The 25,948-nt window shown below is 73.7% G+C and carries 20 protein-coding genes; 10 read left to right on the forward strand and 10 right to left on the reverse strand.

Annotated elements, in window-relative coordinates:
* Positions 1-21 precede the first annotated feature (21 nt).
* Positions 22-819, forward strand: a complete 798-nt coding sequence (locus tag ABZY44_RS06985) for an IclR family transcriptional regulator (protein ID WP_356650722.1) — start codon at positions 22-24, stop codon at positions 817-819.
* An 82-nt stretch (positions 820-901) separates the two neighbouring features.
* On the opposite strand, the gene ABZY44_RS06990 is transcribed toward ABZY44_RS06985, so the two are convergent.
* From ABZY44_RS06990 to ABZY44_RS07000, 3 genes are all read right to left on the reverse strand, one after another.
* Positions 902-3,136, reverse strand: coding sequence for a tetratricopeptide repeat protein (locus tag ABZY44_RS06990; RefSeq protein WP_356650724.1), 2,235 nt, complete (start codon positions 3,134-3,136; stop codon positions 902-904).
* 150 nt (positions 3,137-3,286) lie between these two features.
* Positions 3,287-4,345, reverse strand: coding sequence for a S66 peptidase family protein (locus ABZY44_RS06995; protein ID WP_356650726.1), 1,059 nt, complete (start codon positions 4,343-4,345; stop codon positions 3,287-3,289).
* A 67-nt stretch (positions 4,346-4,412) separates the two neighbouring features.
* Entirely contained in the window at positions 4,413-5,177 is a 765-nt protein-coding gene (locus ABZY44_RS07000) for a DUF4328 domain-containing protein (protein ID WP_356650728.1), read from the reverse strand.
* Positions 5,178-5,422: 245 nt separating this feature from the next.
* On the opposite strand from ABZY44_RS07000, the gene ABZY44_RS07005 reads away from it, so the two are divergent.
* The 4 genes from ABZY44_RS07005 to ABZY44_RS07020 all read left to right on the forward strand — a co-directional run bounded on the left by ABZY44_RS07005 (position 5,423) and on the right by ABZY44_RS07020 (position 10,889).
* Entirely contained in the window at positions 5,423-5,929 is a 507-nt protein-coding gene (locus ABZY44_RS07005) for a helix-turn-helix domain-containing protein (protein ID WP_356650730.1), read from the forward strand.
* Complete coding sequence (locus ABZY44_RS07010; RefSeq protein WP_356650732.1) at positions 5,922-6,314, forward strand: DUF4180 domain-containing protein; 393 nt, start codon at positions 5,922-5,924, stop codon at positions 6,312-6,314. The genes ABZY44_RS07005 and ABZY44_RS07010 overlap by 8 nt, the downstream gene beginning before the upstream one ends.
* Before the next feature lie 77 nt (positions 6,315-6,391).
* Positions 6,392-8,074: a sigma-70 family RNA polymerase sigma factor gene (locus ABZY44_RS07015; protein ID WP_356650734.1), complete on the forward strand. Its 1,683-nt coding sequence runs from the start codon at positions 6,392-6,394 to the stop codon at positions 8,072-8,074.
* Positions 8,075-8,252: 178 nt separating this feature from the next.
* A complete protein-coding gene (locus ABZY44_RS07020; protein WP_356650736.1) occupies positions 8,253-10,889 on the forward strand; it encodes a Helicase associated domain protein in 2,637 nt (878 codons plus the stop codon).
* A 142-nt stretch (positions 10,890-11,031) separates the two neighbouring features.
* Here the strand turns inward: ABZY44_RS07020 and ABZY44_RS07025 are convergent, their stop codons facing one another.
* Positions 11,032-12,423, reverse strand: coding sequence for a glutamate decarboxylase (locus ABZY44_RS07025; RefSeq protein ID WP_356650738.1), 1,392 nt, complete (start codon positions 12,421-12,423; stop codon positions 11,032-11,034).
* Positions 12,424-12,789: 366 nt separating this feature from the next.
* On the opposite strand from ABZY44_RS07025, the gene ABZY44_RS07030 reads away from it, so the two are divergent.
* Both ABZY44_RS07030 and ABZY44_RS07035 read left to right on the forward strand, forming a co-directional pair.
* Positions 12,790-13,182 carry a tyrosinase cofactor gene (locus ABZY44_RS07030; RefSeq protein WP_356650740.1) on the forward strand — a complete coding sequence of 131 codons (393 nt, stop codon included), beginning with the start codon at positions 12,790-12,792 and terminating at the stop codon, positions 13,180-13,182.
* Positions 13,182-14,039 (forward strand): tyrosinase family protein, encoded by an 858-nt coding sequence (locus ABZY44_RS07035; protein ID WP_356650742.1) that lies wholly within the window; start codon positions 13,182-13,184, stop codon positions 14,037-14,039. Before ABZY44_RS07030 ends, ABZY44_RS07035 begins: the two co-directional genes overlap by 1 nt.
* Here the strand turns inward: ABZY44_RS07035 and ABZY44_RS07040 are convergent.
* Together ABZY44_RS07040 and ABZY44_RS07045 are read right to left on the reverse strand one after the other, a co-directional pair.
* Positions 13,985-14,701 (reverse strand): response regulator, encoded by a 717-nt coding sequence (locus ABZY44_RS07040; protein ID WP_356650744.1) that lies wholly within the window; start codon positions 14,699-14,701, stop codon positions 13,985-13,987. The genes ABZY44_RS07035 and ABZY44_RS07040 overlap by 55 nt on opposite strands.
* Positions 14,698-16,350, reverse strand: coding sequence for a sensor histidine kinase (locus ABZY44_RS07045; RefSeq protein WP_356650746.1), 1,653 nt, complete (start codon positions 16,348-16,350; stop codon positions 14,698-14,700). The genes ABZY44_RS07040 and ABZY44_RS07045 overlap by 4 nt, the downstream gene beginning before the upstream one ends.
* Before the next feature lie 126 nt (positions 16,351-16,476).
* On the opposite strand from ABZY44_RS07045, the gene ABZY44_RS07050 reads away from it, so the two are divergent.
* Positions 16,477-17,829 carry a cation:dicarboxylase symporter family transporter gene (locus ABZY44_RS07050; RefSeq protein ID WP_356650749.1) on the forward strand — a complete coding sequence of 451 codons (1,353 nt, stop codon included), beginning with the start codon at positions 16,477-16,479 and terminating at the stop codon, positions 17,827-17,829.
* A gap of 268 nt (positions 17,830-18,097) precedes the next feature.
* Positions 18,098-19,861 carry a S8 family serine peptidase gene (locus ABZY44_RS07055; protein WP_356650824.1) on the forward strand — a complete coding sequence of 588 codons (1,764 nt, stop codon included), beginning with the start codon at positions 18,098-18,100 and terminating at the stop codon, positions 19,859-19,861.
* A gap of 24 nt (positions 19,862-19,885) precedes the next feature.
* Here ABZY44_RS07055 and ABZY44_RS07060 read toward each other — a convergent pair whose 3' ends face one another.
* Together ABZY44_RS07060 and ABZY44_RS07065 are read right to left on the reverse strand one after the other, a co-directional pair.
* Entirely contained in the window at positions 19,886-21,358 is a 1,473-nt protein-coding gene (locus tag ABZY44_RS07060) for an alpha/beta hydrolase (RefSeq protein WP_356650751.1), read from the reverse strand.
* Positions 21,359-21,433: 75 nt separating this feature from the next.
* The gene (locus tag ABZY44_RS07065) at positions 21,434-22,114 is read right to left on the reverse strand and encodes a (2Fe-2S)-binding protein (RefSeq protein WP_356650753.1); all 681 of its coding nucleotides are present in this window, start codon (positions 22,112-22,114) and stop codon (positions 21,434-21,436) included.
* Between the two features lie 287 nt (positions 22,115-22,401).
* Here ABZY44_RS07065 and ABZY44_RS07070 point away from each other — a divergent pair, with 287 nt between their 5' ends.
* Positions 22,402-23,493 carry a hypothetical protein gene (locus tag ABZY44_RS07070; RefSeq protein ID WP_356650755.1) on the forward strand — a complete coding sequence of 364 codons (1,092 nt, stop codon included), beginning with the start codon at positions 22,402-22,404 and terminating at the stop codon, positions 23,491-23,493.
* On the opposite strand, the gene ABZY44_RS07075 is transcribed toward ABZY44_RS07070, so the two are convergent.
* Together ABZY44_RS07075 and ABZY44_RS07080 are read right to left on the reverse strand one after the other, a co-directional pair.
* Entirely contained in the window at positions 23,490-24,572 is a 1,083-nt protein-coding gene (locus tag ABZY44_RS07075) for a hypothetical protein (protein ID WP_356650757.1), read from the reverse strand. The two genes, ABZY44_RS07070 and ABZY44_RS07075, sit on opposite strands and share 4 nt — an antisense overlap.
* A gap of 114 nt (positions 24,573-24,686) precedes the next feature.
* Complete coding sequence (locus tag ABZY44_RS07080; protein ID WP_356650759.1) at positions 24,687-25,925, reverse strand: MFS transporter; 1,239 nt, start codon at positions 25,923-25,925, stop codon at positions 24,687-24,689.
* Positions 25,926-25,948 lie beyond the last annotated feature (23 nt).

Below are 25,948 nucleotides of genomic sequence, written 5' to 3' on the forward strand. Positions count from 1 at the left end.
ACCTTTGGAGAGCGCGCGCCCATGGACGGACGAAGCTCGCAGGACGTGGAGGCCGAGGGCGCCGTGCGGGGCGGCAGGACCTCCGCGGCCGGCTCGGCACTGGAGAAGTCGATGCGCATCCTCGAGGCGGTGGCCGCGCCCGGCGGCCCCCACCGCCTCACGGACGTGACGGCGGCGGCCGAGGTCCCGAAATCGAGCACCTTCCGCATCCTGGCCTCGCTGATCGAGCAGGGCTTCGTACGCTCCGAGGGCGAGAGCCGCTACGGGGTCGGCCCCCGGCTCCGGGGACTGTCCGCCCTGGTCACCGGCGGGGAGCCGGCCGGCATCGAACAGATCCTGCGGGAACTCCAGCAGGCCACGGGGCAGACGGTCCACCTGGCCCTGCACAGCGGGGAAACCATCACCTACATCCGGAAGCTGGAGGGCGACCAGCCCTTCCGGACCGCCTCGCGCATCGGCATGCGGATGCCGCTGCACACGACGGCGATCGGCAAGAGCGTCCTGGCCCACCTGCCGGACGACGAGGCAGGCGAGCTGCTCGCCGCCACCGGGCTGCCGCGCCGCACGCCGAGGACGCTGACGACGCGGCAGGCGCTGGACGCCGAGCTGGACGCCGTACGGGCGCAGGGGTTCGCGGTGGACGACGAGGAGAACGAGGCGACCATCCGCTGCATCGGCGCCGCGGTCCTGGGGCCAGGGGGCCGGCCGCTCGGCGGCGTCAGCGTCACCACGGTCACGTTCCTCGTCTCCCGCGAGGAGATCGAGACCTACGCGGCCCACCTGCGCGCGGCCGCACAGGCGCTGGCCCCGCTGCTCTGAACCCGCGAACAGCGGACCTCCGACCCCAGACCCGGCACCCGGCACCCGGCACCCATACACCCCTGCACCCCTGCACCCGACGTCACGGGTCCCGCGGTGACGCGTCCTCGCGTCCGGCCGGGCCGGCCGGCCGACCCGGGTCGGTCAGCCGCTCCCGGTCGGCGAGCCGCTCCCCGTCCACCGGCGCGGCCGCCTCCGTGGCCCGAGTCCCGTCCCCCGTCCCGGCCAGCAACGCGCGGGCGGTCCGCAGGTGCCGGTGTCCCGGTTCCAGGACGGACCGGGACCGCTCCAGCACACCGGTCAGGAGCGTGCGGGCCTCACCGGTCCGGCCCTGGGCGAGCAGGGCGCGGGCCCATTCCAGCCGGGAGTAGAACACGTGCGGGTGGTCCTCGCCGAGCACCCGCGTCCGGTCGGCCGTGAGCGCCGCCCAGGCCTCGGCCGCCTCGGCGCCGCGTCCGGCCCGTCCGGCCAGCGCGGCCAGGCTCCCGCGGACGGCGAGCGTGTGCGGATCGTCGGGCCCGATCCCCTCGGCGGACTCCGCCCCGGCCAGCAGCTGCGCCAGCTCCCGCTCGGCATCCGCCGGATCGCCCGGCCGGAACCAGATCAGGCTGCGCCGGGTCGCCAGCACCTGCGGGTGGTTCGGGCCGTGGACGCGCAGCCGGTCGGCCAGCAGTGCCTCCAACTGGACGGCCGCCGCGCGGGGATCGCCGCCCTCACCGGTGAAGTAGGCCAGCTGGTGCCGGGCCGCCAGGGTGTCCGGATGGTCGGGTCCCAGCACGTCGCGGGCGTCCGCGAGCAGCTCGGCGAACCGGGCGGCGGCCGCCCGGTGGTCCCCGGACTCACCGACGAAAAAGGCGAGTTGATGCCGGGCGGCCAGGGTCTCGGGGTGCCTGGGTCCGAGCCGGTCCGTACGCCGCCGGGCGATCCCGGCCAGGTCGGCAGCGGCCCGGCGCGGTTGCCCGGAGTCCCCGATGGCGATGGTCAGCGGCAGTTCGGCTCCGGGGACCCCGCCGCGCAGGGCGAGGCCGAGGGCTTCGACGGCGCGCGCGAGCCGGCCGTCCTGGTGGGCGACGAGCCCCATGTCGTAGGCGTCGGCGGGCTCCACCCGGGCGAGCAGCCCACGCCACAGGTGGTCGGGCACCGGGCCGTGACCCGGCGCGTTCAACAGGTAGTCGAACGCGGTGAACCCGGTGCCGTAGTTGCCGATGAGGAGCCCGCTCGTGGCGTAGGCGGCGGCGCAGGCCCAGTCCATCGCCTCCGCGAAGGGTTCGGGCTGGAGGTCTCCGCCGCCGCGGGCCTCCAGGTAGGGGACGTGCAGCGCGCGCAGCCATGCACGGCTCACCGGGCGCCGCAATCCGGCCCGGCGGCAGTCGACCGCCGCCGCGACCACGGCGGCGCCGCGCGGATTGGCTCCCGGCGCCCAGCCGTTCTCCCAGGAGGCCAGCAGTTCGGGCCCGGCCGCCAGCACCTCGGCGACCCCGAACCTCTCCCCCGCGCGCAGTGCGGCCCCGATCCGCGGATCGTCCTGGTGGGCCGCGGCCCGGCGGCGCTCGCCCGGGGACCAGTGCCGGGGCAGCCGGATCACGGCGGCCTGGTGGAGCAGGTCGCGCTGGGCCCGCCAGGCGTCCCGGTCGGAGCCGGTCAGCCGGCTCTCCTCGCGTGCGTCGTAGCGCCGGAATTCCTGGACCCGCATCGTGGCGATGACCACCGCCGTGCGCAGGGAGGCGAGTTGTACGGCGGTGAGGCCGCCCGCGCCGAGGTAGTCCTCCAGGTCGTCGAGCCAGAGCACGGCGCGCCGTCGTCGCAGGCAGATCCGTACCGCCTCGGGCAGTGCGGCGCGGGAGAGGGGACGGACGAACGCGGACCGGGGGTAGCGGGTGCGTGCCACCTCGTAGGCGAGCCGGGTCTTGCCCGCCGTGGACTCCCCGACCACCAGGACGAAGCGGGCTTCCTCGAGTGCGGCGTGCAGCCGCGGTTCGGCGTCGCGTTCTATGTACGCGGGCGGCGTGGGCGATGCCTCGGCCGGGTGGGATCCGGCCAGTTCGGGCCGGTCCACGTGGCGCAGCAGCGGAATGCGGCCGCCGGCCGTGCGCAGCACCTCCGCGACGCCCTGCGCGTCGGCGCCCTCCTCGGGCGGTCGCATCCGCTCGGCCACCAGCCCGGACAAGGTGGTGACGGCCGCGCCGATCCCGGCGGCCCAGGGCCCCGAGGTCCACACCGTCGCCAGGGCCACCGCACCCGCGCCGAGCCCGACCGCGCCGAGGTATCCGACCCAGCCCCGCGCCCGGCCGGATCCCCATAAGAGCAACGCCGACATGACCGCCCCCCAGCCGTCCCGCGGGAGTCCCATTGTCCTCGCGAACCGGCATCCCGGTAACCCGGGGGACGTACTGCGGTGCGGTGTCCGACAGGGGCGCCGGTCCGCGGCGCACCCGAGCCCTGCGGCGGGTTCCGTACGGTCCGGGGGTCAGTAGGTGACGAAGACACGGCGGGCCGGGCCGTCCACCCGGATGCGGCCACCGACCGGGATCACGAGTTGCGGATCGGTGTGGCCCAGGTCGACGTCGAACACGGCCATGATGTCGGGTGCGTACGCGCGCAGGACCCGCAGGACGGCCTCGCGCTGCTCGCCGCGGAAGCGCTCGCGCTCCTCGGCGCCGAGCCGGTTCTCGAACGACCAGCTCTTCGCGCGGCCCATGAGGAGGGCGGGGAACTGGCGCAGGAGCCCGCGCTCGCCCATGCAGCGCAGGATCCGGTAGACCTCCTGGGCGCTCGGCATCTCCTCGGAGGTCTCCAGGAAGAGCACGTCGCCGGCGTGGGCGTCGGCGTCCCGCGCGACCCGGCCGGCCATCAGGAGCCAGGAAAGGATCTCCAGGTTGCCGCCCCAGCTGATGCCCTCGACCACCCGGTCGGGCTGGTGCCAGGTCCAGCCGGCCGCCGGCACCAGTTCCGGTTCGGCGTCGAAGGTGCGCGGGTCGTCCCAGGGGCCGTTGACGTCGCCGCTGGTTCCGGCCGCGGTGAGCTCGTACTCCCCCGAGGTGAACAGCGCCTTGCGCAGGGACTCCTCGGTCATCGGGTGCATCGCGCCGGGCCGGCCGAACTCGACCATCACCGAGCCGCCGTGGTAGCCGACGATCCCCAGGTCCCGGAGGAACAGCAGCAGGTTGGTGTTGTCGCTGTGGCCGAAGAAGGGCTTCGGGTTGGCGCGCAGGAGTGCGCCGTCGAGGTGCGGGAGGACGGTGATCTGGTCGTCGCCGCCGATGGTGGCCAGCACCGCTTTGATGTCGGGATCCGCGAAGGCCTCGTGGATGTCGGCGGCCCGCTCCTCGGGCGTCGCGCCCGTCTTCCGGGTCGTCGGGTACTCCACCACCCGCAGCCCGAACTCCTCCCGGAGCCTGCGCAGTCCCAGCTCGTAGGGCTGCGGGAACAGCCCGGGCAGCCCTGCGGAAGGCGAGAGCACGGCCACCCTGTCACCGGGTCGGGGCTTGGCCGGACTGCGGGGAGGGAGTGCGGGTGCGGGAGTCATTCCGCGAGCGTAGGAGACCGGCGGCCGCCGCCGAAACGGTTTACGGCGGCGGCCGGCGCGGGCGGTGTCAGACCGCGGCGATCGGTCCCCGCGCCGCCTTGACCCGCTGCATCGCGGTCAGCTTGCGCACGAAGAGGACGGCGAGCACGGCGGCTCCGAAGGTCGTCAGGTCCGCCATCGCCGCGAAGAGGTCGGCGTCACGGACCGCCTCGGCCGTCTCGGCGGCCAGGGACTTCCGGGAGGAGAGGAAGTCGAGCGTCCGGCCGCCGACGAAGGTCAGCCACCAGGCGATCACCAGGGCGCCCGAGGTCGGGCGGTACGAGCCGTCGGGCGCGTGCTGGGTGCTGGCGTCCCAGATCTCCCGCGCCGTCCGGTACGGGAAGAAGAGGTTCGCGAGCGGAACGAACCAGCCGCCGACGGCCCAGCCGGTGGACTGGCTGAAGCCGTCGGGGCGGAACACCTGGCCGTTGCAGCGGACCCGGTAGAACCAGACGAGGAAGACCACGGCCGTCGCCAGGCCGGTGAGGAGCTGCCAGGCACCGATCGGAACGAGGGAGGAGTCGGCCACTTCGAGGCTTTCCCTCACGGAGTCCCGGGGATCGGCCACGAGGTCGCCCCTCAGCTTCCAGGCGTACAGCCCGATCCCTGACGCGGCGAGGGCAAGTGCGGCGCACACGCAGAGCAGCGCGGTCAGGGCCGTCGCCAGACCCTGCGGTGAACGCAGGACGTCGATGAACTGCGGCGGCTGTGGCTGCGTGTACGGGTGCGGCTGCGGGTGCGGCTGCGGGCGTGAAGACGGGCTCGCGGATGGACCGGGCGCGTTGAAAGACATGACGAAGTACCCCCCACGGGAACGTTTGCGGCCGTGTGCCACGGCTACGGGCCCGTCGGGGGCGACCCCGGCCGAGCCGCCCCAAGGTATGTCATGCCCCTGCTGGAAGCCCGACACCTGTCGGTTGCGGAAGCGAACGGCTCCCCTGTGTCCCGACGCACGGCGACCGGGCGTGCACCCTCGATGGCTCCCTATACTTCCCTATCAATCCTTAACCGCACCTTCTTGGGGTAGTGTTCGTCGGTATGGAGAACGATGGAGGGACCGGATCCGAGCTCTATTCGGTCGGTGAGGTCGCCGAGCGGCTGGGGCTGCACGTGCGGACCGTGCGGGGTTACGTCCGCGACGGCCGGCTGAAGGCCGTCCGCATCGGCAAGCAGTACCGGATCAGCCGCGCGGACTTCGAAGCCCTGACCAGCCTGCCGTCCGAGGGTCCCGGCGCCGGGGGCGGGGCCGGGGGCGGCCCGGGGGCCGGCGCGCCGCTGGGCCAGGTGGAGGTGTCGAGCATCGTGCAGATCGACACGATCGACCCGGACGCCGCGAGCCGGCTCGCCACCCTCGTCACGGCGAGCGCCCAGTCACCACGGGACACTCCGACACCACTGCGCGTCCAGACCCTCTACGACAAGGAGCGCGCCCGCATGAAGATCGTGATCCTCGGCGATGCCGTCACTTCCGCCGAGTTGCTCCATCTGATCGACGGCCTGCTCGGACCGGGCAACGGCATGGGCGGGGCGGCCCGCCGTGGCTGACCTCCTCGTGGAGCACCACGGCGTTCCGGTGATCGTCTGCGCCGCCGACGGCCCGCCCGTCGCCACCGTGCAGGACGCCCTCGACCAGCTGATCGGCAGTGCCTTCCACCGGGCCGAGGTGGTCGCCGTCCCCGCGGAGCGGTTCGACGACGCGTTCTTCGACCTCAGCAGCGGCCTGGCCGGGGCGATCATGCAGAAGTGCGTGAACTACCGGATCCGCCTGGTGGTCCTCGGCGACATCACGCACCGCCTGCGGGCCGGCTCCGCCCTCTCCGACCTCGTCCGCGAAGCGAACCGGGGCCGGCACGTCTGGTTCCTCCCCGACGTCGAATCGCTCGTCGTTCGACTGGCCCCGGAGGCACCCGGGAGTTCATACTCCGGATAAGTGTTATCGGGGTCCCTCTCGACGGTCTCCCAGGTATTGGGCATCATCGACCGCCGGTACGGACAGGGACTTCCACTATGAGCACTCAGCACACGGCAGAGCTGGTCGCCGCGGCCCGCGCGGGCGATCCCCGCGCGCAGGACGACCTCGTCAGCGCGCATCTGCCGCTCGTCTACAACATCGTCGGGCGGGCCCTGAACGGGTCCGTCGACGTGGACGACGTGGTCCAGGACACCATGCTCCGCGCACTCGACGGACTGGGCGGCCTGCGCGACGACCACAGCTTCCGGTCCTGGCTGGTCGCCATCGCCATGAACCGCGTGCGCGCCCACTGGCAGGCCCGCAGGAGCGCGCCGGGCGAGAGCGGCCTGGAGGCCGCCTGGGACCTGGCCGATCCGGGCGCCGACTTCGTGGACCTGACGGTCGTACGGCTCCAGCTGGAGGGCCAGCGGCGCGAGACGGCCCGCGCCACGCGCTGGCTGGAACCCGAGGACCGGGCGCTGCTGTCCCTGTGGTGGCTGGAGTGCGCCGGGGAGCTGACGCGTGCGGACGTGGCGGCGGCCCTGGAGCTGTCCCCGCAGCACACCGCGGTACGGGTGCAGCGGATGAAGGCGCAGCTGGAGTCGGCCCGGGTGGTGGAGCGGGCGCTCGCCACGCAGCCGCCGTGTGAGGGTCTGCGGTCCGTGGCCGCGGGCTGGGACGGCCTGCCCTCTGCTCTGTGGCGCAAGCGAATAGCCCGGCACGCCCGCGAGTGCCTGCGGTGCTCGGGGCTGTGGAACGGTCTGCTGCCGGCCGAGGGCCTGCTGGCCGGGCTGGCGCTGGTACCGGTCTCGATGGCTCTCCTCGCGGGCGTACGGTCGGCCGCCGCGGCCGGTTTCGCGCCCGTGGGCCTGGCCTCCGCCCTACCGGGTGACGTCTCGGGCTCCGCGGGCCCGGCAGGTTCGGGCGATCCCGTCGTGGGCTTCCAGGCCGAGGCGGGCACCGGCCCGGACGCCGGCGCGGGCGCCGACACGGGCGGGGAGGCGAGCCGCGCCTCGTTGCGCAAGCAGCGCCGCACCCGCGGCCGCCGCCGGGTGGTCGGCGGTGCGGTGCTCGCCGCCTGTGTGGTGGGCGGCGGACTGACGTACCTCGGCACGCGGCCCGGCACCGCGGCCCCCGAGGCGCCGCCGGCCGCGCTCGTAGCGCCCGAGTCGGGCATCGCGCTGCCCCCCGAGTCACCCTCGCCCGCGGCGAGCCCGTCGGAATCCGCCTCCCCCAGCCCGAGCGCCAGCCCGAGTCCGGCGCCGAGCCCCACGCCGACACCCACCCCCAGTGCGAAGCCGACCCCGAAGTCGACTCCGCCCAAGCCCCCGGCGCCCGCGCCCGCTCCGGGCGGCGGCGGCCAGGCGGCCCAGGTGATCGCGCTGGTCAACTCCGAGCGCGCCGCCGCCGGCTGCGGGCCGCTCAAGGAGGACGCGCAGCTGCGTACGGCCGCCCAGGGCCACTCCGACGACATGGCGAGCCGGGACTTCTTCTCGCACACCAACCCCGACGGCGCCGACCCGGGGAAGCGGACGACCGCCGCCGGGTACCGCTGGTCCACGTACGGCGAGAACATCGCTCGGGGCCAGCAGACCCCGCAGCAGGTCATGGACTCATGGATGAAGAGCCAGGGACACCGCGAGAACATACTCAACTGCTCGTTCAAGGACATCGGCGTGGGCATCCACCAGGGCCCCGGAGGTCCGTGGTGGACGCAGAACTTCGGAGCCCGGATGTAGCGCCGCGCACCGTGCGCACTCGAGCCCGCCTCGAGTCCCCCTCGCGTCCCGCCCACACTCCCGCTCGGGCGCCCGTACTCCCGCCCGTCCGCCGCGCGGACGAATCCCCCGCCTGATTCAAAACCGGGGCAAGATAGGGGCTGGAACCAAACGGGCAGATCAGGGGGAGGTGACGCGCATGGCCAGGAAGAAGCTCCGCCCGCACCAGCGCGAGGCCGTCGACGCCGTGGTGCGGGCGCTGGAGCTGGCCGCCGGGCGCCTGGTCCCCCAGTCCGGGCTCCGGACCCAGGTCATCATGGCGACGGGCTCCGGCAAGTCGCTGGTCGCCGTGCACGCGGCGGAGGAGCTGCGGACCGGACGGGTGCTGGTCCTGGTCCCCTCCCTCGACCTGCTCGTGCAGACCGCGGCGGCCTGGCGCGAGGGTGGCCGGACCGGACGCGCCTTCGCCGTGTGCTCCCTGCGCGGCGAGGACGCCGGGGTGCCCACCACCACCGATCCGGCCGAACTCGCCCGCTGGGCGGGCCTCCCGGTGGACCGGGTGACGGTGTTCGCCACGTACGCCTCGCTGGGTCTGGGCACCATCGAGCGCGCCCACCGGGAGGGCCTGCCGGGCTGGGACCTGATCGTGGTCGACGAGGCGCACCGGACCTCCGGGCGGATCGGCAAGCCGTGGGCGGTGGTGCACGACAACACCCGGATCCCGGCCGTCCGGCGGCTGTACATGACGGCCACCCCGCGGGTCTGGCAGGACGGTGAGGACGCGGACTACCCGGAGGACACCGCGGGCGCCGCGGGTACCGCGGGCGGCGCGGCGGCCGAGGGCGGAGCGCAGGCCGAGGGCGGAGCGGCCAGGACGCGCGGCCGGGGCGATCTGGTCGCCTCCATGGAGGACGACCCGGCCGGGCCGTTCGGCGCCCGCTGCTACACCCTCACCCTCTCGGAGGCCATCGACCGGGGCATCTGCGCGCCGTACCGGGTGGTCTGCGTGGACGTCAGCGATCCCGAGTTCCAGGCGGCCGTACTGCTCGGCCCGGACGGGCGCTCCGACGCGGTGCGGGGGGTCCGGCTCGCGGCCCTGCAGACGGCGCTGGTGAAGGCGGCCGTCGACCAGGGCTTCCGGCGCACCCTCGTCTTCCACCACCTGACCAAGGAGGCCGAGGCCTTCGCGGCCGGGCTGCCCGCGGTGGCCGCGCGGCTGCGGGCCACGAGCTGGGCGCCCCGGCCGGTGTACCCCCGTACCGTCTGGGCGGACTGGCTGTGCGGGCAGCACACCGCGGCGCACCGGCGCCGGGTCCTGGGCGCCTTCGCGGACGACAAGATCGCCGACAAGGCGTTCCTCGGCAGTGTCCGGGTGCTGGGCGAGGGAGTGGACACCAAGGAATGCGACTCGGTCTTCTGGGCCGACGTACGGGGTTCCATGCCCGACCTGGTCCAGGCGGTCGGCAGGGCGCTGCGCGTACGGCCCGGCGAGGGCAAGGTCGCGTCCCTGGTGGTGCCGGTGCTGCTGGGGCCGGGCGAGTCCCCCGAGACGATGCTGTCCTCACGGGCGTACGGGGACCTCGCACGGCTGCTGGAGGCCCTGCGCGCCCACGACACGCGGCTCGTCGAGGCCCTGGCGCAGCCTCAGGCGCAGAGCCGTCGCGCGGCGCAGGGCGCGGGCGGGGTGGGGACCGCGGGCGCCTCCGGTCTGCGCGGCGGCGCCGAGGCGCTGCTCAGCTTCTCCGTGCCGCGCGATCCGGCGCTGCTGGCGGCCTTCGTCCGGCTGCGCGTCCTGCACCCGGAACACGAGCACTGGCGGCGGGGCGTGGAAGCGGCCCGGCTGTACGCGGCGGCGAACGGGGACCTGAAGGTGCCGTTCGCGTTCAAGGTGCCCGCGGCCGGCGGAGCCGTGGATACCGGCCGGGCTGTCGGCGCGGCCGGGGCGGCCGGAGCTCCGGGGACGGTCGGGGCTGCCGGGACGGAAGGGGTTGTTGAGGCCGCCGCAGTCGGGGGCGCCGGACCGCGGTGGCCGCCCGGGCTCGCCCGGTTCCCCCTCGGCCAGTGGATCGCGGACGTGCGACGTACGTACCGGCGCGGCGCGCTGGGCCGGGAACGGGCGGCCCAGCTCGACGCTCTGGGCATGGTGTGGAACCACTTCGACGTGGCCTTCGAGGAGGGCCTCGCGGCGGCCCGGGGCTGGGCGGAGGAACACGGGCACCTGCTGCCCCCGGTGGACGCCGTCTGGCGGGGCGCCCCGGTCGGGGTCTGGGTCAAGAACCAGCGGGCGGCGGCCCGCCGCGAAGGGCCCGGCGCCCTGTCGGAGGAGCGCCGGGAGGCGCTGGAGGCCATCGACGCGTCCTGGTGCCCGGCCTGGGAGATCTCCTGGCAGCGGGCCTTCCACCTGACCCGCGTGCACCTGGACGCGGGCGGCCGGCTGCCGGAGGGACCCGGCGAGGCCGTCGTCCAGGGGGAGGACCTCGGCGTGTGGCTGCGCGGGCAGCGGCAGTCCTGGGAGCGGCTGAGCTGGTCCCAGCGGTGGTTGCTGGAACACGCCCTCGGGGTGACTCCGGCCGGGGACGCGGACCGGCCACGGCCCCGGGTGGGCCATGCCGCGGCGTGGGCGGCCCATCTGGAGGCGGCCCGGCAGTTCCACGGCCGCGAGCGGCACCTGCGGGTGCCCCGGAACCATGTCGAGCGGGTCGGCGACCGGGAGCTGCGCCTCGGCGCCTGGATCGCCAACCAGCGCTCCCGCGCCGCCTCCCTCACCGAGGCGCGGGCGCGGGCGCTCACCGAGCTGGGGATGCGCTGGTCGGCGCCGTCGGCCCGGGCGTCCTGACGCACGCGCTTCCCGAGGCCCGGACGCCACGCCGCCCCGCCACCCGCACCGTCTCTTCCGGACCTTGCCCGCGGCGCCTGGCACCGCCGACAAGGCCGGCAAGGCCGGCAAGATCCGAAGGGGACGGCCTGTGGCGGTCCGGTCAGTGGTGGAAACCGGACCGGGGCTCGGTGGCCGGTACCGGCTGCGGGGTCGCCGTCAGGTGCTCCACGGCCCGGCGCAGGTCGGAGACGAGCAGGGCGATCTGGTCCCGGGTCACCCCGTGCCGGACCAGGACGCGTTGGATGACCGTGTCCTCCTGGTCCGCCGGCAGCGGGTACGAGGGCACCTGCCAGCCCCGCATCCGCAGCCGGTCGGAGAGGTCGTACAGGCTGAAGCCGGCGCCCGCCGGGTCGGCGAGCCGGTACGACACGGCGGGCAGCGCGCCCTGGCCGTCGTACAGGAGGGTGAAGGGACCCATCGCCTCGATCTCGCGGGCCAGGTACTGGGCGGTGTCGGCGCAGGCCTGCTGGACCCTGCGGTAGCCGCCCTTGCCCAGGCGCAGGAACAGGTAGTACTGGGCGATGATCTCGCCGCCGGGGCGGGAGAAGTTGAGGGCGAAGGTCGGCATGTCCCCGCCGAGGTAGTCCACGGAGAAGACCAGGTCGGCCGGGAGCAGGTCGGCGGTGCGCCAGACGATCCAGCCGACGCCGAGCGGGGCGAGGCCGTACTTGTGCCCGGAGGTGTTGACGGAGGCCACGCGCGGCAGCCGGAAGTCCCAGACCACGTCCGGGTGGAGGAAGGGCGCGACGAGGCCGCCGCTGGCCGCGTCCACGTGGATCGGCACGTCCCAGCCCTGCTCGGCCTGGATCCGGTCGAGCTCGGCGGCGATCTCGGCCACGGGCTCGTAGACACAGGTGTAGGTGACGCCGAGGATGGCGACGACGCCGATGGTGTTCTCGTCCACGTGGGCGGCGAGCTGCTCGGGGCGCAGGCCGGTGGCGCCGGGCTCCAGGGGGATCTGACGGAGCTCGACGTCGAAGTAGCGGGCGAACTTCTCCCAGCAGATCTGGACCGGCCCGCACACCAGGTTGGGCCGGTCGGTCGACAGGCCGGCGGCGCGGCGGCGTTCCCGCCAGCGCCATTTGAGGGCGAGGCCGCCGAGCATCGCCGCCTCGCTGGAACCGGTGGTGGAGCAGCCGGTGCCGGTGGTACCGGCCGGGGCGTTCCACAGGTCCGCGAGGATGTTGACGCAGCGGGCCTCGATCTCGGCGGTCTGCGGGTACTCGTCCTTGTCGATCATGTTCTTGTCGAGGCACTCGTTCATCAGCCGGTGGACGCCGTCGTCCGACCAGGTGGTGCAGAACGTGGCCAGGTTCTGGGCCGCGTTGCCGTCGAGGAGCAGTTCGTTGTGCAGGAGCTGGTAGACCACCTCGGAGGGTGAGTGGTCGTCAGGCATCCGGTACTTGGGGAGGATTTCGTCGCTGAGTGCGGACGCGAAGACGTCCGTATCGGCGTCGTGGGCACGTGCGTCCTTCGTCTCATGCAGGGCCATACGGGGACTATAAGGGACATAACCCTCCGAAGTGAGATGCGATGGTGCGGGCGGGACGCGGGGGGCGGCCGCGGGAAGGGGCAGGGGGAGCCGCGGACGCCGGCACGGGCGGTTGGTGGACGGGGGTCCCGGAAGGATCGGTTCCGGCCGCGCCTTCCGGCCGACTCCGCGGTGTGACCCCCTCCACGCGTCCCCGGCATGCCCGAAAGATCTTTTGTCAGTTAAGCTTTTCGGCGTAGGTCTTCCCGTTCGGGCCACTGGAGCCGGTCCGGACGGGAAGATCATCCAACTGGTTCGACAGGCAACTTATCCGCGCATGTCCGGATAGCGGCTGTCGGCTCTCCGCGCCCTGATACCTCTCGGGCCATGAACAAGATCACCCGCCGGCAGGCCTTGAGTGCCACTGCCGGCGCACTCAGCCTCCTCGGCCTCGCCGGCGCCACCGCGCACGCGGCCGTCACCGACTCCCGTCCCGCCGCCCCCGCCACCCCCACGGGAACGGTCGACGAGGTCTACCTGGGCCGCCGCATCCGCATAACCCCCGCCTCGGGCGGCGGTGGCCACCACGGCGGACACCACTCCGCCGGCCTGCCGACCGTCTCCATAGACGGCCGCGAACTGCACGTGATGCGGAACGCCGACGGCACGTGGATCAGCGTGGTCAACCACTACGAGACGTTCTCCGACCCGCTCCCGCTCGCCCGCGCCGCGGTGCGCGAACTCCAGGGCGCCGCACTCGTCCCGATGGGCGGCATGTGATGACGATCCGCAAGAACCAGGCCTCGCTCACCTCCGAGGAGAAGCGGGCCTTCACCGACGCACTGCTGGAACTGAAGCGCACCGGCCGCTACGACCGCTTCGTCACGACCCACAACGGCTTCATCATGGGGGACACCGACTCCGGCGACCGGGTCGGCCACCGCTCCCCCTCCTTCCTGCCCTGGCACCGCCGGTTTCTGCTGGAGTTCGAGGCGGCTCTGCAGGCGGTGGATCCGACGGTGGCCCTTCCGTACTGGGACTGGACCGTGGACCGGACCGCCCGCTCCTCCCTCTGGGCCGCCGACTTCCTCGGCGGCACCGGGCGGGCCCGCGACGGACAGGTGCTCGACGGGCCGTTCGCGTACGCGACGGGCAAGTGGGAGGTAGTTGTACGGGTCGACGGGCGCTCCTACCTGCGGCGCGCGCTCGGCACCGGCGTGGCCCAGCTGCCGACCCGCGCCGAGGTGGACGCCGTCCTCGCGATGCCGGTCTACGACGCGGCGCCCTGGAACAGCTCCTCGAGCGGTTTCCGCAACCACCTCGAGGGCTGGCGCGGGGCCAACCTGCACAACCGGGTCCACGTGTGGGTGGGCGGCCAGATGGCCACCGGGGTCTCCCCCAACGACCCGGTGTTCTGGATGCACCACGCCTACATCGACAAGCTGTGGGCCGAATGGCAGGCGCTGCACCCGCAGTCCACGTACCTGCCCGCCGCCGGCACCCCGAACGTGGTGGACCTCCACGACACCATGCGGCCGTGGAACGACGTGACCCCGGCCGACATGCTGGACCACCGCAAGTTCTACACCTTCGACACCGAGCCGGCCCCGGCCGGAGCCGCCGCCAGCCAGCGGTAGTGCAGTTCGGGGCGGCCGACCTGGCCGTACCGGGGGGCCCGGGCCGCACGGCCCGTGTCCACCAGGTGCTCCAGGTACCGGCGGGCGGTGATCCGGGAGATCCCGGCCGCCTCGGCCGCCCCGGCCGCGGTCAGCCCCTCGGGGGCCGCCCGCAGCAGCGCGGCGACCCGGTCCAGGGTCGGTGCGCCGATCCCCTTGGGCAGCTCGGCCGGGCCGGGTGCGCGCAGGGCCGCCATGGTCCGGTCCACATCGTCCTGACCGGCCGCCTCGCCCGCCGCCGACGCCCGGAACTCGGCGTAGCGCAGCAGCCGTTCGCGCAGGGTCGGGAAGGCGAAGGGCTTCAGCACGTACTGCACCACCCCGAGCGAGACGCTCTCGCGGACCACGGCCAGGTCCCGCGCCGAGGTCACCACGATCACGTCGGCCGGATGGCCCGCGGCCCGCAGGCCGCGCGCGAAGCGCAGCCCGTGGCCGTCGGGCAGGGTGAGGTCGAGCAGCAGCAGGTCGATCCGGGTCCGTTCCAGCACGCGGGTGGCCCCGGCGAGCGAGTGGACCGCCGCGACGGCCGTGAATCCGGGCACCCGGGCGACGTACAGCGCGTGCGCGTCGGCGGCGACGGGGTCGTCCTCCACCACCAGGACCCGCACCTCGGACGTGCTCACGCGTCCGCCTCCTCTCGCGCCGGTAGCCTCACGGTGAACCGCACGCCTCCGTCCGGCAGTTGCTCGGCCACGGCGCTGCCGCCGTGCCGGTGGGCCACCTGGCGCACCAGGGCGAGGCCGAGGCCGCGCCCCTCGCCCTTGCCGGACCAGCCGCGCCGGAACACGTCCACCCCTTCGGGGAGCCCGGGGCCGTTGTCGGCCACCCGGAGCAGCAGCCCCCGGCCGCCGGGTCCGTCGGGGCGGACGGTGACGGCGATGCGGCCGCCGGGAACGCCGGTGAGCGCGTCGGCCGCGTTGTCGACGAGGTTGCCGAGGACGGTGACGAGGTCCCGCGCGGGCGGGCCGCCGGGTCCGGCCTCGATCACCCCGCTGTCCGGGGTGACGACGAGCTCCACGCCCCGTTCGTGGGCCTGGGCGGCCTTGCCGAGCAGCAGGGCCACGAGCACGGGCTCGCCGACGGCGGCCATCACCTCGTCCGTGAGGGCCTGCGCCAGGGTGAGTTCGGCGGTGGCGAACTCCACCGCTTCCCCGCTGCGGCCGAGTTCGATGAGCGAGACCACGGTGTGCAGCCGGTTGGCCGCCTCGTGGGCCTGCGCGCGCAGTGCCTGGGTGAATTCCCGCTCGTGGTCCAACTCCCCTGTCAGCGCCTGGAGTTCGGTGTGGTCGCGCAGGGTGACCACGGTGCCCCGGCGGCCGCCGCCCGCGACGGGCGCGCTGTTGACCACGAGCACCCGGTCGGCGGTCAGGTGCACCTCGTCCACCCGGGGGCGGTCGGCGAGCAGGGCCCCGGTGAGCGGGGCGGGCAGGCCGAGGTCGGCGATGCCGGTTCCCTTGATCTCACCGGGCAGGCCGAGGAGTTCGCGCCCCGCGTCGTTGACGAGGGTGATCCTGCGCTGACCGTCGAGCATCAGCAGCCCTTCGCGGACTCCGTGCAGGGCCGCCTGGTGGTAGTCGTACATCCGGCTCAGCTCGCCGGCGTTCATCCCGTGGGTGTGGCGGCGCAGCCGGGCGTTGACCACGTACGTGCCCGCCCCGCCCAGCGCGAGGGCTCCGCCGGCCACCCAGGCGAGGGCGGAGAGCTGTGCGGCGAGCCGGGCGCTGACCGCGCGGACGGTGATCCCGGCGGCGACCAGGCCGACGACCCGGCCCCCGTCCACGAGCGGGGTGACCACGCGGATGGAGGGCCCGAGGGTCCCGGTGTAGGTCTCGCTGAAGGTCTCGCCGCGCAGGGCGGGGGCGGTGTTGCCGAGGAAGCGCTCGCCGATGCGGCGGGGATCGGGATGGGTCCAGCGCCGGCCGTCCGGGGCCATGATCGTCACGAAGTCCACGCCGGCATCGGCTCGGACCTGCTCCGCATAGGGCTGCAGGGCCGCGGAGGGCTGCGGGGCCGCGGAGGGCCACGTCGACGCGGAGGGGCCTGCTCCGGCCCCCTGCCCCGTCGCCGCCCGCACGGCGTCGCGCACCGACGGGGAGTCGGCGACCGCGCGGGCCACGGCGCCGGCCTGGCGCCGGGCCGCGTCCTCGGCCTGGCCTCGGGCGGTCGCGTACGCGAAGACGGCGCACCCGGCGACGACCACGGCGACCAGCACCACCTGCATGGCGAAGAGCTGGCCGGCGAGGCTGCGCGGCGGCCGGGGGAAGCGGAACATGGCGCTCAGTGTGCACCCGGGCGTGAACTCTATGAACGCAAGGGTGACCGGGGTCACAGCGGTGCGCGATGGTCCTCCCGGGACGCCTTCACCACCGGGAGGCGAAGAGCACCATCAGGAGGCATCGTGGCCGCCAGGCGCGACAAGACGCACTATCTGTACATCGCGGTGATCGGCGCGGTGCTGCTCGGCATCGCCGTCGGCTTCGCCGCTCCCGGCGTGGCCGTGGAGCTGAAGCCGCTGGGCACCGGCTTCGTCAACCTCATCAAGATGATGATCTCGCCCGTGATCTTCTGCACGATCGTGCTCGGCATCGGCTCGGTCCGCAAGGCCGCCAAGGTCGGCGCGGTGGGCGGACTGGCGCTCGGTTACTTCATGGTCATGTCGACGGTGGCACTGGCGATCGGACTGCTGGTCGGTAACCTCCTGGATCCGGGCAGCGGGCTGCACCTGACGGAGGCCGCCCGTCATGCGGGTGAGCTCCAGGCGAAGGCGGGCGGCGCGAAGAGCACTCCCGAGTTCCTGCTGGGGATCATCCCGACCACCATGGTGTCGGCCTTCACCGGCGGCGAGGTGCTCCAGACCCTGCTGGTGGCGCTGCTGTGCGGGTTCGCGCTCCAGGCGATGGGCAAGGCCGGCGAGCCGGTGCTGCGAGGGATCGGACACCTGCAGAAGCTGGTGTTCCGGGTGCTCGCGATGATCATGTGGGCGGCGCCGGTGGGTGCCTTCGGCGCGATCGCGGCGGTGGTCGGCGCCACCGGCATGGACGCCCTGAAGTCCCTGGCCGTCATCATGATCGGCTTCTACACGACGTGCCTGCTCTTCGTGTTCGTGGTGCTGGGCACGCTGCTCAGGGTGTGTACGGGGATCAGTGTCTTCTCCCTGCTGCGCTACCTGGGCCGGGAGTTCCTGCTGATCCTGTCCACCTCCTCCTCGGAGTCGGCGCTGCCGAGGCTGATCGCGAAGATGGAACACGTCGGGGTGTCGCGGCCGGTGGTCGGGATCACGGTCCCGACGGGCTACTCCTTCAACCTGGACGGGACCGCGATCTACCTGACGATGTCCTCGCTCTTCGTCGCGGAGGCGATGGGCAAACCCCTCGCACTGGGCGAGCAGGTCTCGCTGCTCCTGTTCATGATCGTGGCCTCCAAGGGCGCGGCCGGGGTGACGGGCGCCGGTCTGGCCACGCTCGCCGGCGGACTGCAGTCGCACCGGCCTGAACTCGTCGACGGCGTCGGCCTGATCGTGGGCATCGACCGCTTCATGAGCGAGGCGCGGGCCATGACGAACTTCGCGGGCAACGCGATCGCAACCGTGCTGATCGGGACCTGGACGAAGGAGTTCGACCGGGCCCGCGCCACCGAAGTCCTCGCGGGCCGCTTGCCGTTCGACGAGACCACGCTCACCGACGAAGGGCACGGGGAGACGACCACCGTCCCCGCCCAGCCGGAAGGCGTCAAGGACGGCGTACCCGCCTAGCGGTCGCGTCCGGAAGGACGGCCGGGCCGGGCTCGCCCCCACGGTGCCCAGCCCGGCCGCTGTCGACACCTCGATCACATAGGTGATTTCCGGCCAACCGTCGATGACCGGTCGTGCGGTAAAAGGTACTTCCGTACCGGGGCAGGCTTCTGACATCTTGCGTCCACCACTCGTTTCGTACGGCCCTGTAGGTGCCACCCGCACCGCGGGGCCGTCTTCGGAGGACGCATTGATACCCCACATATCCAGCCGACCTCGACGCACCCTCGTGCTGGCCGCCGCCCTCGGCGCCCTGGCCTTCGGCGCACCGGCGGCGCTCGCCGGCACGGCGCCCGTCTCCCCGGCCGGCGTCCCGGTCACCTCCGCACCCGCCAAGGCCCAGGCCGCGGCGCCGACTTCCCAGAGTGCGACCTGGGCTGCCGGCACCCGCGCCTACCTGGTGATCACCGCCGCCGGTGACAGCTCCGCCGTCCGCTCCGCGGTCGCGGCGAACGGCGGCACCGTCTTCTCGTACTTCGACTCCATCGGCGTGATCGTCGCCCACTCGTCCTCCTCAGCCTTCGCCACCACCATGCGCGGGGTCAGCGGGGTCCAGAAGGTCGGCGCGACGCGCACCTCGGACGTCCCGGCCGATGCCTACAACCCGGCGCTGCCCGCCAACCCGGCGCAGTCGACGACCCCTACGGGCGAGCCCGTACGCGTCGACATGAGCCAGATCAAGGCCGACCAGGCCTGGGCCGTGACCACCGGCTCGGCCTCCGTCAAGGTCGGCATCCTGGACACCGGTGTGGACGACCAGCACCAGGACCTGGCGCCGAACTTCGACGCCGCCGACTCCGCGTCCTGCGCGTACGGCAAGCCGGACACCCGGGTCGGCGCCTGGCGTGACGTGGACACCCACGGCACGCACGTCGCGGGCACGGTGGCCGCCGCCAAGAACGGCAAGGGCGTCGTGGGCGTGGCCCCGGGCGTGAAGATCGCCTCGGTCCGTGTGGCCGAGCCGGGCAACTCCTTCTTCTTCGCCGAGAACACCATCTGCGCCTTCGTGTGGTCCGGCGACCACGGCTTCAAGGTCACCAACAACAGCTATTACACGGACCCGTGGCAGTTCAACTGCCCGGACAACATCGACCAGGCCGCCATCATCGAGGGCGTCAAGCGCGCCCAGGAGTACGCGGAGAGCAAGGGCTCGCTCCAGGTCGCCGCGGCGGGCAACGAGGACTACGACCTCGCCCACAAGACCACCGACTCCGCGAGCCCCAACGACTCGACCCCGACCACCCGCACCATCACCAACGCCTGCCTCGACATCCCGACCGAGCTCCCGGGCGTGGTCACGGTCGCGGCCAACGGCACCGGTGTCACCAAGGCCTCGTTCTCCAACTTCGGCCAGGGCGTCATCGACGTCGCGGCGCCGGGCAGCAACGTCTACTCGACCGCTCCGGGCGGCGGGTACAGCACCAAGAGCGGTACCTCGATGGCCACCCCGCACGTCGTGGGCGTCGCGGCACTCGTCGCCAGTGCCAACCCGGGCATCACCCCGGCGCAGATCCGCGACAAGCTGGCCACCCAGGCCAACGACATCGCGTGCCCGTCGGACACCCGGTGCACCGGGACGACGGCCAACAACGGCTTCTTCGGCGAGGGCCAGGTCGACGCCCTGAAGGCCGTCGGCGCCACCCCGCCGCCCGGCAAGTACTTCGAGAACCTCGGTGACGTCGCGATCGGCGACAACACCACCGTGGAGAGCCCGATCACCGTCAGCGGCGTGACGGGCAACGCGCCGGCCACGCTCAAGGTGGGCGTGGACATCAAGCACACCTACATCGGTGACCTCAAGGTCGACCTCGTGGCTCCGGACGGCAGCGTCTACGTCCTGAGCAACCGGGCCGGCGGCGGCACGGACAACATCATCCAGACCTTCACCGTCAACGCCTCCTCCGAGGTCGCGAACGGCGTCTGGAAGCTGCGTGTGAACGACAACGCGAACCAGGACACCGGCAAGATCGACGCCTGGAACCTGACCTTCTAGGCGAGCTCACCGGCGCCGGCCGCGTCATCCGCGGTGCAGGACGTCGGCCAGCCAGTCGAAGACGACGTCGCAGTGCTGTTGCGGAGCCATCGGGGAGCAGTGCAACTGCGCCCCGGTGGCCCCGGTCAGTTTCACGTACTCGCGCCGCGAGCGGAGCAGGTCGTACATCCGCTTCGGCTGGCCGGGGTAGAACTCCTCGAAGTCGTAGTCCAGGACCAGCGTCGGAGCCTTGATCTTCGGGACGACGGCGCTGACGTCGAGGCTCATGGCCAGTTGTGCCGGGGTCCACAGATCGGTGAAGACCCGGCCCGCGCGGGCCGCCCGCAGGGCCTCCTTCGAGAAGATCTCGAACCGCTTCTTCACGGTGAAGGCGAGCTGCGGTGTGAGCTCCGGGACCACCTCCTCGTTCCACACCCGGTTGGTCCGCGCCTTGTCGGCGGTGACGACGTCGCGGAGCGACTGGTCGAAGCCGAGCCACGGGCTGACGCAGCCGGGCTGGCAGACCAGGGCCGCGATGCGCGGTTCGAAGGCGGCGGCGCGGGCGACCAGGTTGCCGCCCATGCTGAGGCCCGTGAGCGCGATGCGAGCGCTGTCCACGTCCTTTCGGTGGTCCAGCCAGTCGATCAGCGGGCCGACCACGTCCTCCCAGCGCGGGGTGAAGGGCAGCTCCTGGACGAAGAGCAGCTCGCCCTGCCCGGGACCGTCGTAGACGAGGGCGTTCCAGCCCCGGTCCAGGGCGGCGGACACCCCGTAGGTCCACATGTCGACGTTCTGGCCGTCGCTGCCGTTGGTGAGGATGACGGTGGGCCGGGGTTCGGACGGGTCGTGTCCGTCGGGACGGAAGAACCAGACCGGCAGGTAGGTCTTCCCGTACGGGACCTTCGCCCGGACGGCGGCCGGGGAGCAGAGCTGGGTGAAGGTGTCCCATGCACGCCGCCCGGCGAGGTAGACCTCCTTCTCGTCCGCCGGGCGGTCGGTGCCCAGGACGTAGAAGAGCGCCTGCGCGTAGTACTGGGCGGCCCGCAGCGAGCGGAACCTGCGGGTCTGTGAGGGCGTTTCACGGCCGTGCCGGCCGGCGGGCGGGGGCGCGGCGAGGCGGTCGCCCCAGGCGCGGAAGGTATCGGTGTACGTCTGCTCGGACAGACCGGCCGCGTTGATGGCGTTGACGGCGGTGAGGACCTCGCCGACCTCGGAGGCACGCATGCCGGCGGCGCCCAGGGCGAGCAGGCCGGCGAAGTTGAAGCCCGGGTCGGCGAAGAGCTCCATGGCTCCGGGCGCCGGGTCGGGAGCGGCGGCCCGGGCGGGCCCGGGAGCCCGCGGGGCGAGCGCCGGTGCGGCCGCGGCGGCCCGGGCCCCCGCTCCGGCCGCGACGGCGCCGACACCGGCGGCCAGGCCGGCGAGCGCCGCGCGGCGGGAGAGTCCGGACGGATCGCGGTGTGCGGCGCGGGCGCGCCCGTCGTCAGGGAGATCGCGGGAGGCGGCGTGGGTGGGGGTCATGTCAGGGAAGGTAGGAGCGAGTCCCGGCGCGGCGCCGTCCGCCACACCTCCGATGCTCCGAACGGCCCCGCACCGCTACCTGGTGCGCAGTACGCAGTCCCCGCAGAGCCCGCCTCCGGGAATCTTGTAGTACAGACAGCAGCTGCGGCGTACGAAGGCCACCCCGAGACCGGGCTCGTGGAGGAAGGTGCCGGTTCCGCCGAGGCGCCCGCCGTCCGCGAGCAGCTCGGCCGTGAGGGACACCGCCGCCTCCCCCGGGACCCGGTCGGCCAGCACCCGTAGCGCGCCGACCAGGCCGGAGGCGGCGTTGCCGCGCAGGACCCGCGGCGAGACGCCGAACCGCTCGCGCAGCGCCGCGTCCAGCTCGGCCACGTTGCCGAGCACGGCGTCCGCCAGGGCCTCCCCGGGTGTTGCCCCCGGCTGGTGGACGGGGTGCGGCAGCCACAGCTCCAGCGAACCCGCCTCGGGCAGTCGCCACCACACGCGGTCGGGTCCGAGGTCCGGCACCCGCCCTGACAGGGCCGCGCAGCCGAGCGCGAGCGACCAGAGCCGCGAGACGATCCCGAACTGCGCGGTCGAGGCCGCCACCCGCCCCGGCCCGCTGCCGATCCGCCGGCCGACCTCGTCGACGTAGGGTGCGAGTCGCTCCCCGTACAGCTCGGCGAGGGGCCGGAAGCCGGGACCGGGCGGCTCCGTGCCGGTGGCCACGGTGAAGAACGGCCCGACGGAGCCCAGTCGGCGCAGTACGTTGTCCATTCCCGGATGATCTCAGGTGGCCGCTCCGGGACGACTCGTGCCTCCGGGCGGGAGGTGCACGACGGGGTCAGCCTGCCGCACGTCCTCTCGGGCGCCGGCCGCGCGGCGACCTGACACCCGCCAACCGCCCTTGTGAGGGCGCGGCTTGGTCATGCGATCATACGAGCGACTCTCGGGGGACCGGTGCACGGTCGGCCGATCAGGCGGCCGGGCCAGGGGACATCGAGCACATCGAGCGAGAACGGGGATGCGCTGTGAGCGGGGCTGGGGGGCAGGACGGGGGGTCCGTGTCCGAGGAGGAATGGGATCGGTTCCTGCGTGAAACGGTGACGGGTGCGGCGGGGGCTCCCGTGGAGCCGTCGGCGCGCGCCCGTGAGGTGGAGCGGCGACTGCGGGAGCGCTCCGGGCAGCCGCCGGAAGGCTGGCGCACGTACGCGCCGGCCCGGCCCCGGCGCAGGACGGGCTGGTACGTGACCGGGATGATCGCGGTCGTGGCCCTCCTGGTCGTGGGGCTCTTCCCGGAGCAGGTCGTCGGCTGGTTCGGTGGCGACGACGGCGGGCGGGGCGGGGCCCCGTCGGCGGCCGAGTCGCAGAGCCCGCGGAAGGCTCCCGGCGCCGGGCCGGCTCTGCGCCCGACCCTCGCCGAACCCTTCCGGGGTTCGCCCGCCGCCGACTGGGCCGACGGCGCGGCCGGGATCACGGTGCCGCCGGCCGAGGCGACCGGCTGGATGGACGCCGCCCAGGTCGAGCGGGCCCTGCGGCAGAGCCGGGACTTCCTGGTGGCCGCGGGGCTCGACTCCCGCGTGCTGCGCGGCGAGCGGCCCACGGAGGCGATCGCGCTGTTGAACCCGCACCAGGCGGACATCCAGGAGTATCTCCGTACCGCCCTGTCGTCGGCGGCGCCCACGGACAAGACCGACCCGCTGCTGCTGTTCAGCCGCTTCCGGCCGGATCAGTCCCGGCTGGTGGGCGACGTGGTCAAGACCCGCGGTCGGCTCACGTACCGGGAGGGGAAACAGGGGGCGGTCGAGGTGACGGCGGACGTCACCTTCGTGTACCCGGTCACCCCCGCGGCCGAGGGCGGGCAGGACGCGGAGGTGGTCCGTACGATCGTGCGGCGCGCGGTGGTGATGAGCTGGGACGACCCGGCCGAGGTCGTGACCGAACCGGGCACGCTGTCCCTCGTCTCGTACGCGCTCGACATGACCAACGGCGGCTGCTCCGCCCCGACCGGCTACTTCGTGCCGCCCTTCGGCGCGGCCGACGAGCCCGTCGACGAAGCCCACCGGATCGATCCGTACGACCGCAGCAAGCCGCTCGACACGGGCAACGGCACGACGTCCACGGGCGACAGCTGCGCGAGCGCGACCCGCTCCTAGGCGCGGGTCGCGGCCCGGCAGGATCCGGAAGCTCGGCGTAAGGCCGCGCCCTCGAAGTCGGACAGGTCGAGGCCGCCCTGCTTGGTGTCGTCGTTGGCGAAGACGAAGGACTCGATCGGCACGTCGCGCTCGGCGCTGAGCTGGGCGACGAGCTCCTGCAGGACGACCGTTTCCAGGACCACCCGGACCGCGTCGGCGACCCGGGGCAGCCGGACGACCGCCAGGCTGTCCGCCGGCTCCACCTCGGCGGCCGTGATCAGCAGCGTGAGGTGGCCGGCGCCCGCCAGTGAGCGGGCGAGCGCGATCTCGCGGCCGTCGCCGTGGACGAGGTGGAGGGTGTTGCCGGCCGACTCCATCGCGCCGTGGAGGTAGTTGCGGGTCGCCGAGGCGGCCGCGGGCATCCGCACCACCTCGCGCAGCAGCAGCGCGCCCTCTTCGGCGGAGGCCCGGGAGGCGCCGGCCGCCACCGCGTCGGAGGCGATGCAGCGGGCGCCGCGCTCCCGCAGGCCGGCGACGATCCCGGTGGCCTGCGCGTGGACGGCCCGGGTCCGCTCGGCGATGCCGTCCCACGGATCGCCCTCGCGGCCCGCCACGGCTCCGGCGATCAGGTCGAGCGCGACGACGGTGCCGGTGTAGCCGATGGTCGAGGCGTACGAGTCGGGCTCGTTGCCGAGGCCCACGGTGAGGTCGGCGAGGTCGCCGAGCGGTGAGGGGGCCACGTTGAGCAACGCGGTCCTCGTGATGCCCGGGGCGGCGCGCTCGACGGCGGCGATGGTCTCGGAACTGCGGCCGCCCTGGGAGACGGCGACCAGGCAGTCGGTGTCGAAGCCGGCGGTGCCGGTGCCGATCTCGCTGGACAGCACGCGCTGGGTGACGATCCCGGCCTCGCGCAGGTGCTGCACGGGGACGGCGAGGGCGGCGTACGAGGCGCCGATGCCGGTGAAGAGGGGACGTTCGGCGGCGCGCAGCCGGGCCAGCTCCGGGGAGGCGAGCTGGGTGCGGACGCGGTCGGCGATCCGGGCGAGGGCTGCGCCCTGGCCGGCCTGGCCTTCGAGGAAGGTGATGCGGGATCCGGGCATGGGAGGGGTCCTTGGGGAGTCCGGGGAAGCCTGTGCGGGCGGTACGGGGAGAACGAGCGGGAGCGGGACGAGGGCCCGGCCGGGCGGCCCTGCGACCGCCGGGACCGTCTCGGGTCAGGCGGCCTCCCGACCCGCCGGCACCGCCTCGCCGCTCCGGGAGCCCCGCGCCAGCCGCACGGCCGGCCCCATCCCGTACGAGGCCCCCAGCAGGAGCGCTCCGAGGAGCAGCCAGCCGGGGATCCCCCAGAGCAGGATCAGCGAGGTCAGCACGAGCGGCCCCAGGGTCCGGGCGACGGGCACCCCGGTGCCGAAGAAGCCCTGGTACTGGCCGATCCGCTCGGCAGGCGCCAGCTCGAAGCCGATCTGCCAGGAGCCGGCGGACTGCCGCATCTCGGCGTCCACCTGAAGCACGGCGCCCGCCACGAGCAGCGCCGCGGCCGCCCATCCCGCCCGGGGCAGCGCGGAGAGGGCGAACACCCCGCACGAGGCGGCCACCACCAGCCCGGAGGCGCGCACCGCCCGCCCCGCGCTCTCCAGGTCGGTCACCGGCCGGGCCGTCCGCACCTGGAACAGCATCACGGCGACGGTGTTGAGCACGAAGAGCGCCGACACCAGCCAGCCGGGGGCGTGCGTGCGCTCCACGATCCACAGCGGGATCGCGAGGCTCAGCAGCGGCATCCGCAGCAGCAGGATCGCGTTGAGCAGCGTGACCAGTGCGTACGGCCGGTCGCGGAGCACGGCCAGGCGCGGTTCCCCCGCCGCGCGGTCCGCCACGGGCGCCACCCCGGGCAGCCGCAGCAGTACGGCGGCGCAGAGCAGGAAGGCCACCGCGTCGAGCGCGAAGACGGCCAGGTAGGCGCGTTCGGTGCCGACGCCGAGCGCGAGTCCGCCGAGGGCCGCGCCGATCGCGAGGCCCGCGTTGAGCACCGCCTGCAGGTGGGCCAGTGTCCCGGTGCGCTCCTCGGGGGTGACCAGCCCGGCGAGGAGGGCCTGGCGGGCGGCGGCGAGTCCGCACTGGGCGGTGGCGTAGAGGATGACGGCGGCCAGGAAGGCCCAGAAGGAGCGGACGAAGAGGAAGGAGGAGACGGAGGCGGCCGTGGCGACGGCCAGCACCACGGAGGTGCCGCGGGGGCCCCGCCGGTCGGCGAGCGCCCCCAGCGGGACGCCCGCGACCGAGCCGACCGCCCAGGCGAGGGTGAGGCCGACGCCGATCTGGGCCGGCGAGAGGCCCACCACCCGGGTGAAGAAGAGCGCCGAACACACGTAGTAGGCGCCGTCGCCCACGGAGTTGCACAGTTGGGCGGCGGCCAGGCGGCGCGGCGCTCCGGGCGGGGGAAGGATCCGTATCGTCACCGGCTGATTGCATCAGCTGAACG

The sequence above is a fragment of the Streptomyces sp. NPDC006544 genome (assembly GCF_040611715.1).
Taxonomy (GTDB): Bacteria; Actinomycetota; Actinomycetes; order Streptomycetales; family Streptomycetaceae; genus Streptomyces.

What these genes read in the sequence shown, in the direction of transcription:
- ABZY44_RS07060 (WP_356650751.1), bottom strand. Translation starts at nt 21,358, where the DNA reads ATGACCCCCACCCACGCCGCCTCCCGCGATCTCCCTGACGACGGGCGC.
- ABZY44_RS07065 (WP_356650753.1), bottom strand. Translation starts at nt 22,114, where the DNA reads ATGGACAACGTACTGCGCCGACTGGGCTCCGTCGGGCCGTTCTTCACC.
- ABZY44_RS07000 (WP_356650728.1), bottom strand. Translation starts at nt 5,177, where the DNA reads ATGTCTTTCAACGCGCCCGGTCCATCCGCGAGCCCGTCTTCACGCCCG.
- ABZY44_RS06985 (WP_356650722.1), top strand. Translation starts at nt 22, where the DNA reads ATGGACGGACGAAGCTCGCAGGACGTGGAGGCCGAGGGCGCCGTGCGG.
- ABZY44_RS07005 (WP_356650730.1), top strand. Translation starts at nt 5,423, where the DNA reads ATGGAGAACGATGGAGGGACCGGATCCGAGCTCTATTCGGTCGGTGAG.
- ABZY44_RS07030 (WP_356650740.1), top strand. Translation starts at nt 12,790, where the DNA reads ATGAACAAGATCACCCGCCGGCAGGCCTTGAGTGCCACTGCCGGCGCA.
- ABZY44_RS07025 (WP_356650738.1), bottom strand. Translation starts at nt 12,423, where the DNA reads ATGGCCCTGCATGAGACGAAGGACGCACGTGCCCACGACGCCGATACG.
- ABZY44_RS07015 (WP_356650734.1), top strand. Translation starts at nt 6,392, where the DNA reads ATGAGCACTCAGCACACGGCAGAGCTGGTCGCCGCGGCCCGCGCGGGC.
- ABZY44_RS07045 (WP_356650746.1), bottom strand. Translation starts at nt 16,350, where the DNA reads ATGTTCCGCTTCCCCCGGCCGCCGCGCAGCCTCGCCGGCCAGCTCTTC.
- ABZY44_RS06990 (WP_356650724.1), bottom strand. Translation starts at nt 3,136, where the DNA reads ATGTCGGCGTTGCTCTTATGGGGATCCGGCCGGGCGCGGGGCTGGGTC.
- ABZY44_RS07020 (WP_356650736.1), top strand. Translation starts at nt 8,253, where the DNA reads ATGGCCAGGAAGAAGCTCCGCCCGCACCAGCGCGAGGCCGTCGACGCC.
- ABZY44_RS07075 (WP_356650757.1), bottom strand. Translation starts at nt 24,572, where the DNA reads ATGCCCGGATCCCGCATCACCTTCCTCGAAGGCCAGGCCGGCCAGGGC.
- ABZY44_RS06995 (WP_356650726.1), bottom strand. Translation starts at nt 4,345, where the DNA reads ATGACTCCCGCACCCGCACTCCCTCCCCGCAGTCCGGCCAAGCCCCGA.
- ABZY44_RS07035 (WP_356650742.1), top strand. Translation starts at nt 13,182, where the DNA reads ATGACGATCCGCAAGAACCAGGCCTCGCTCACCTCCGAGGAGAAGCGG.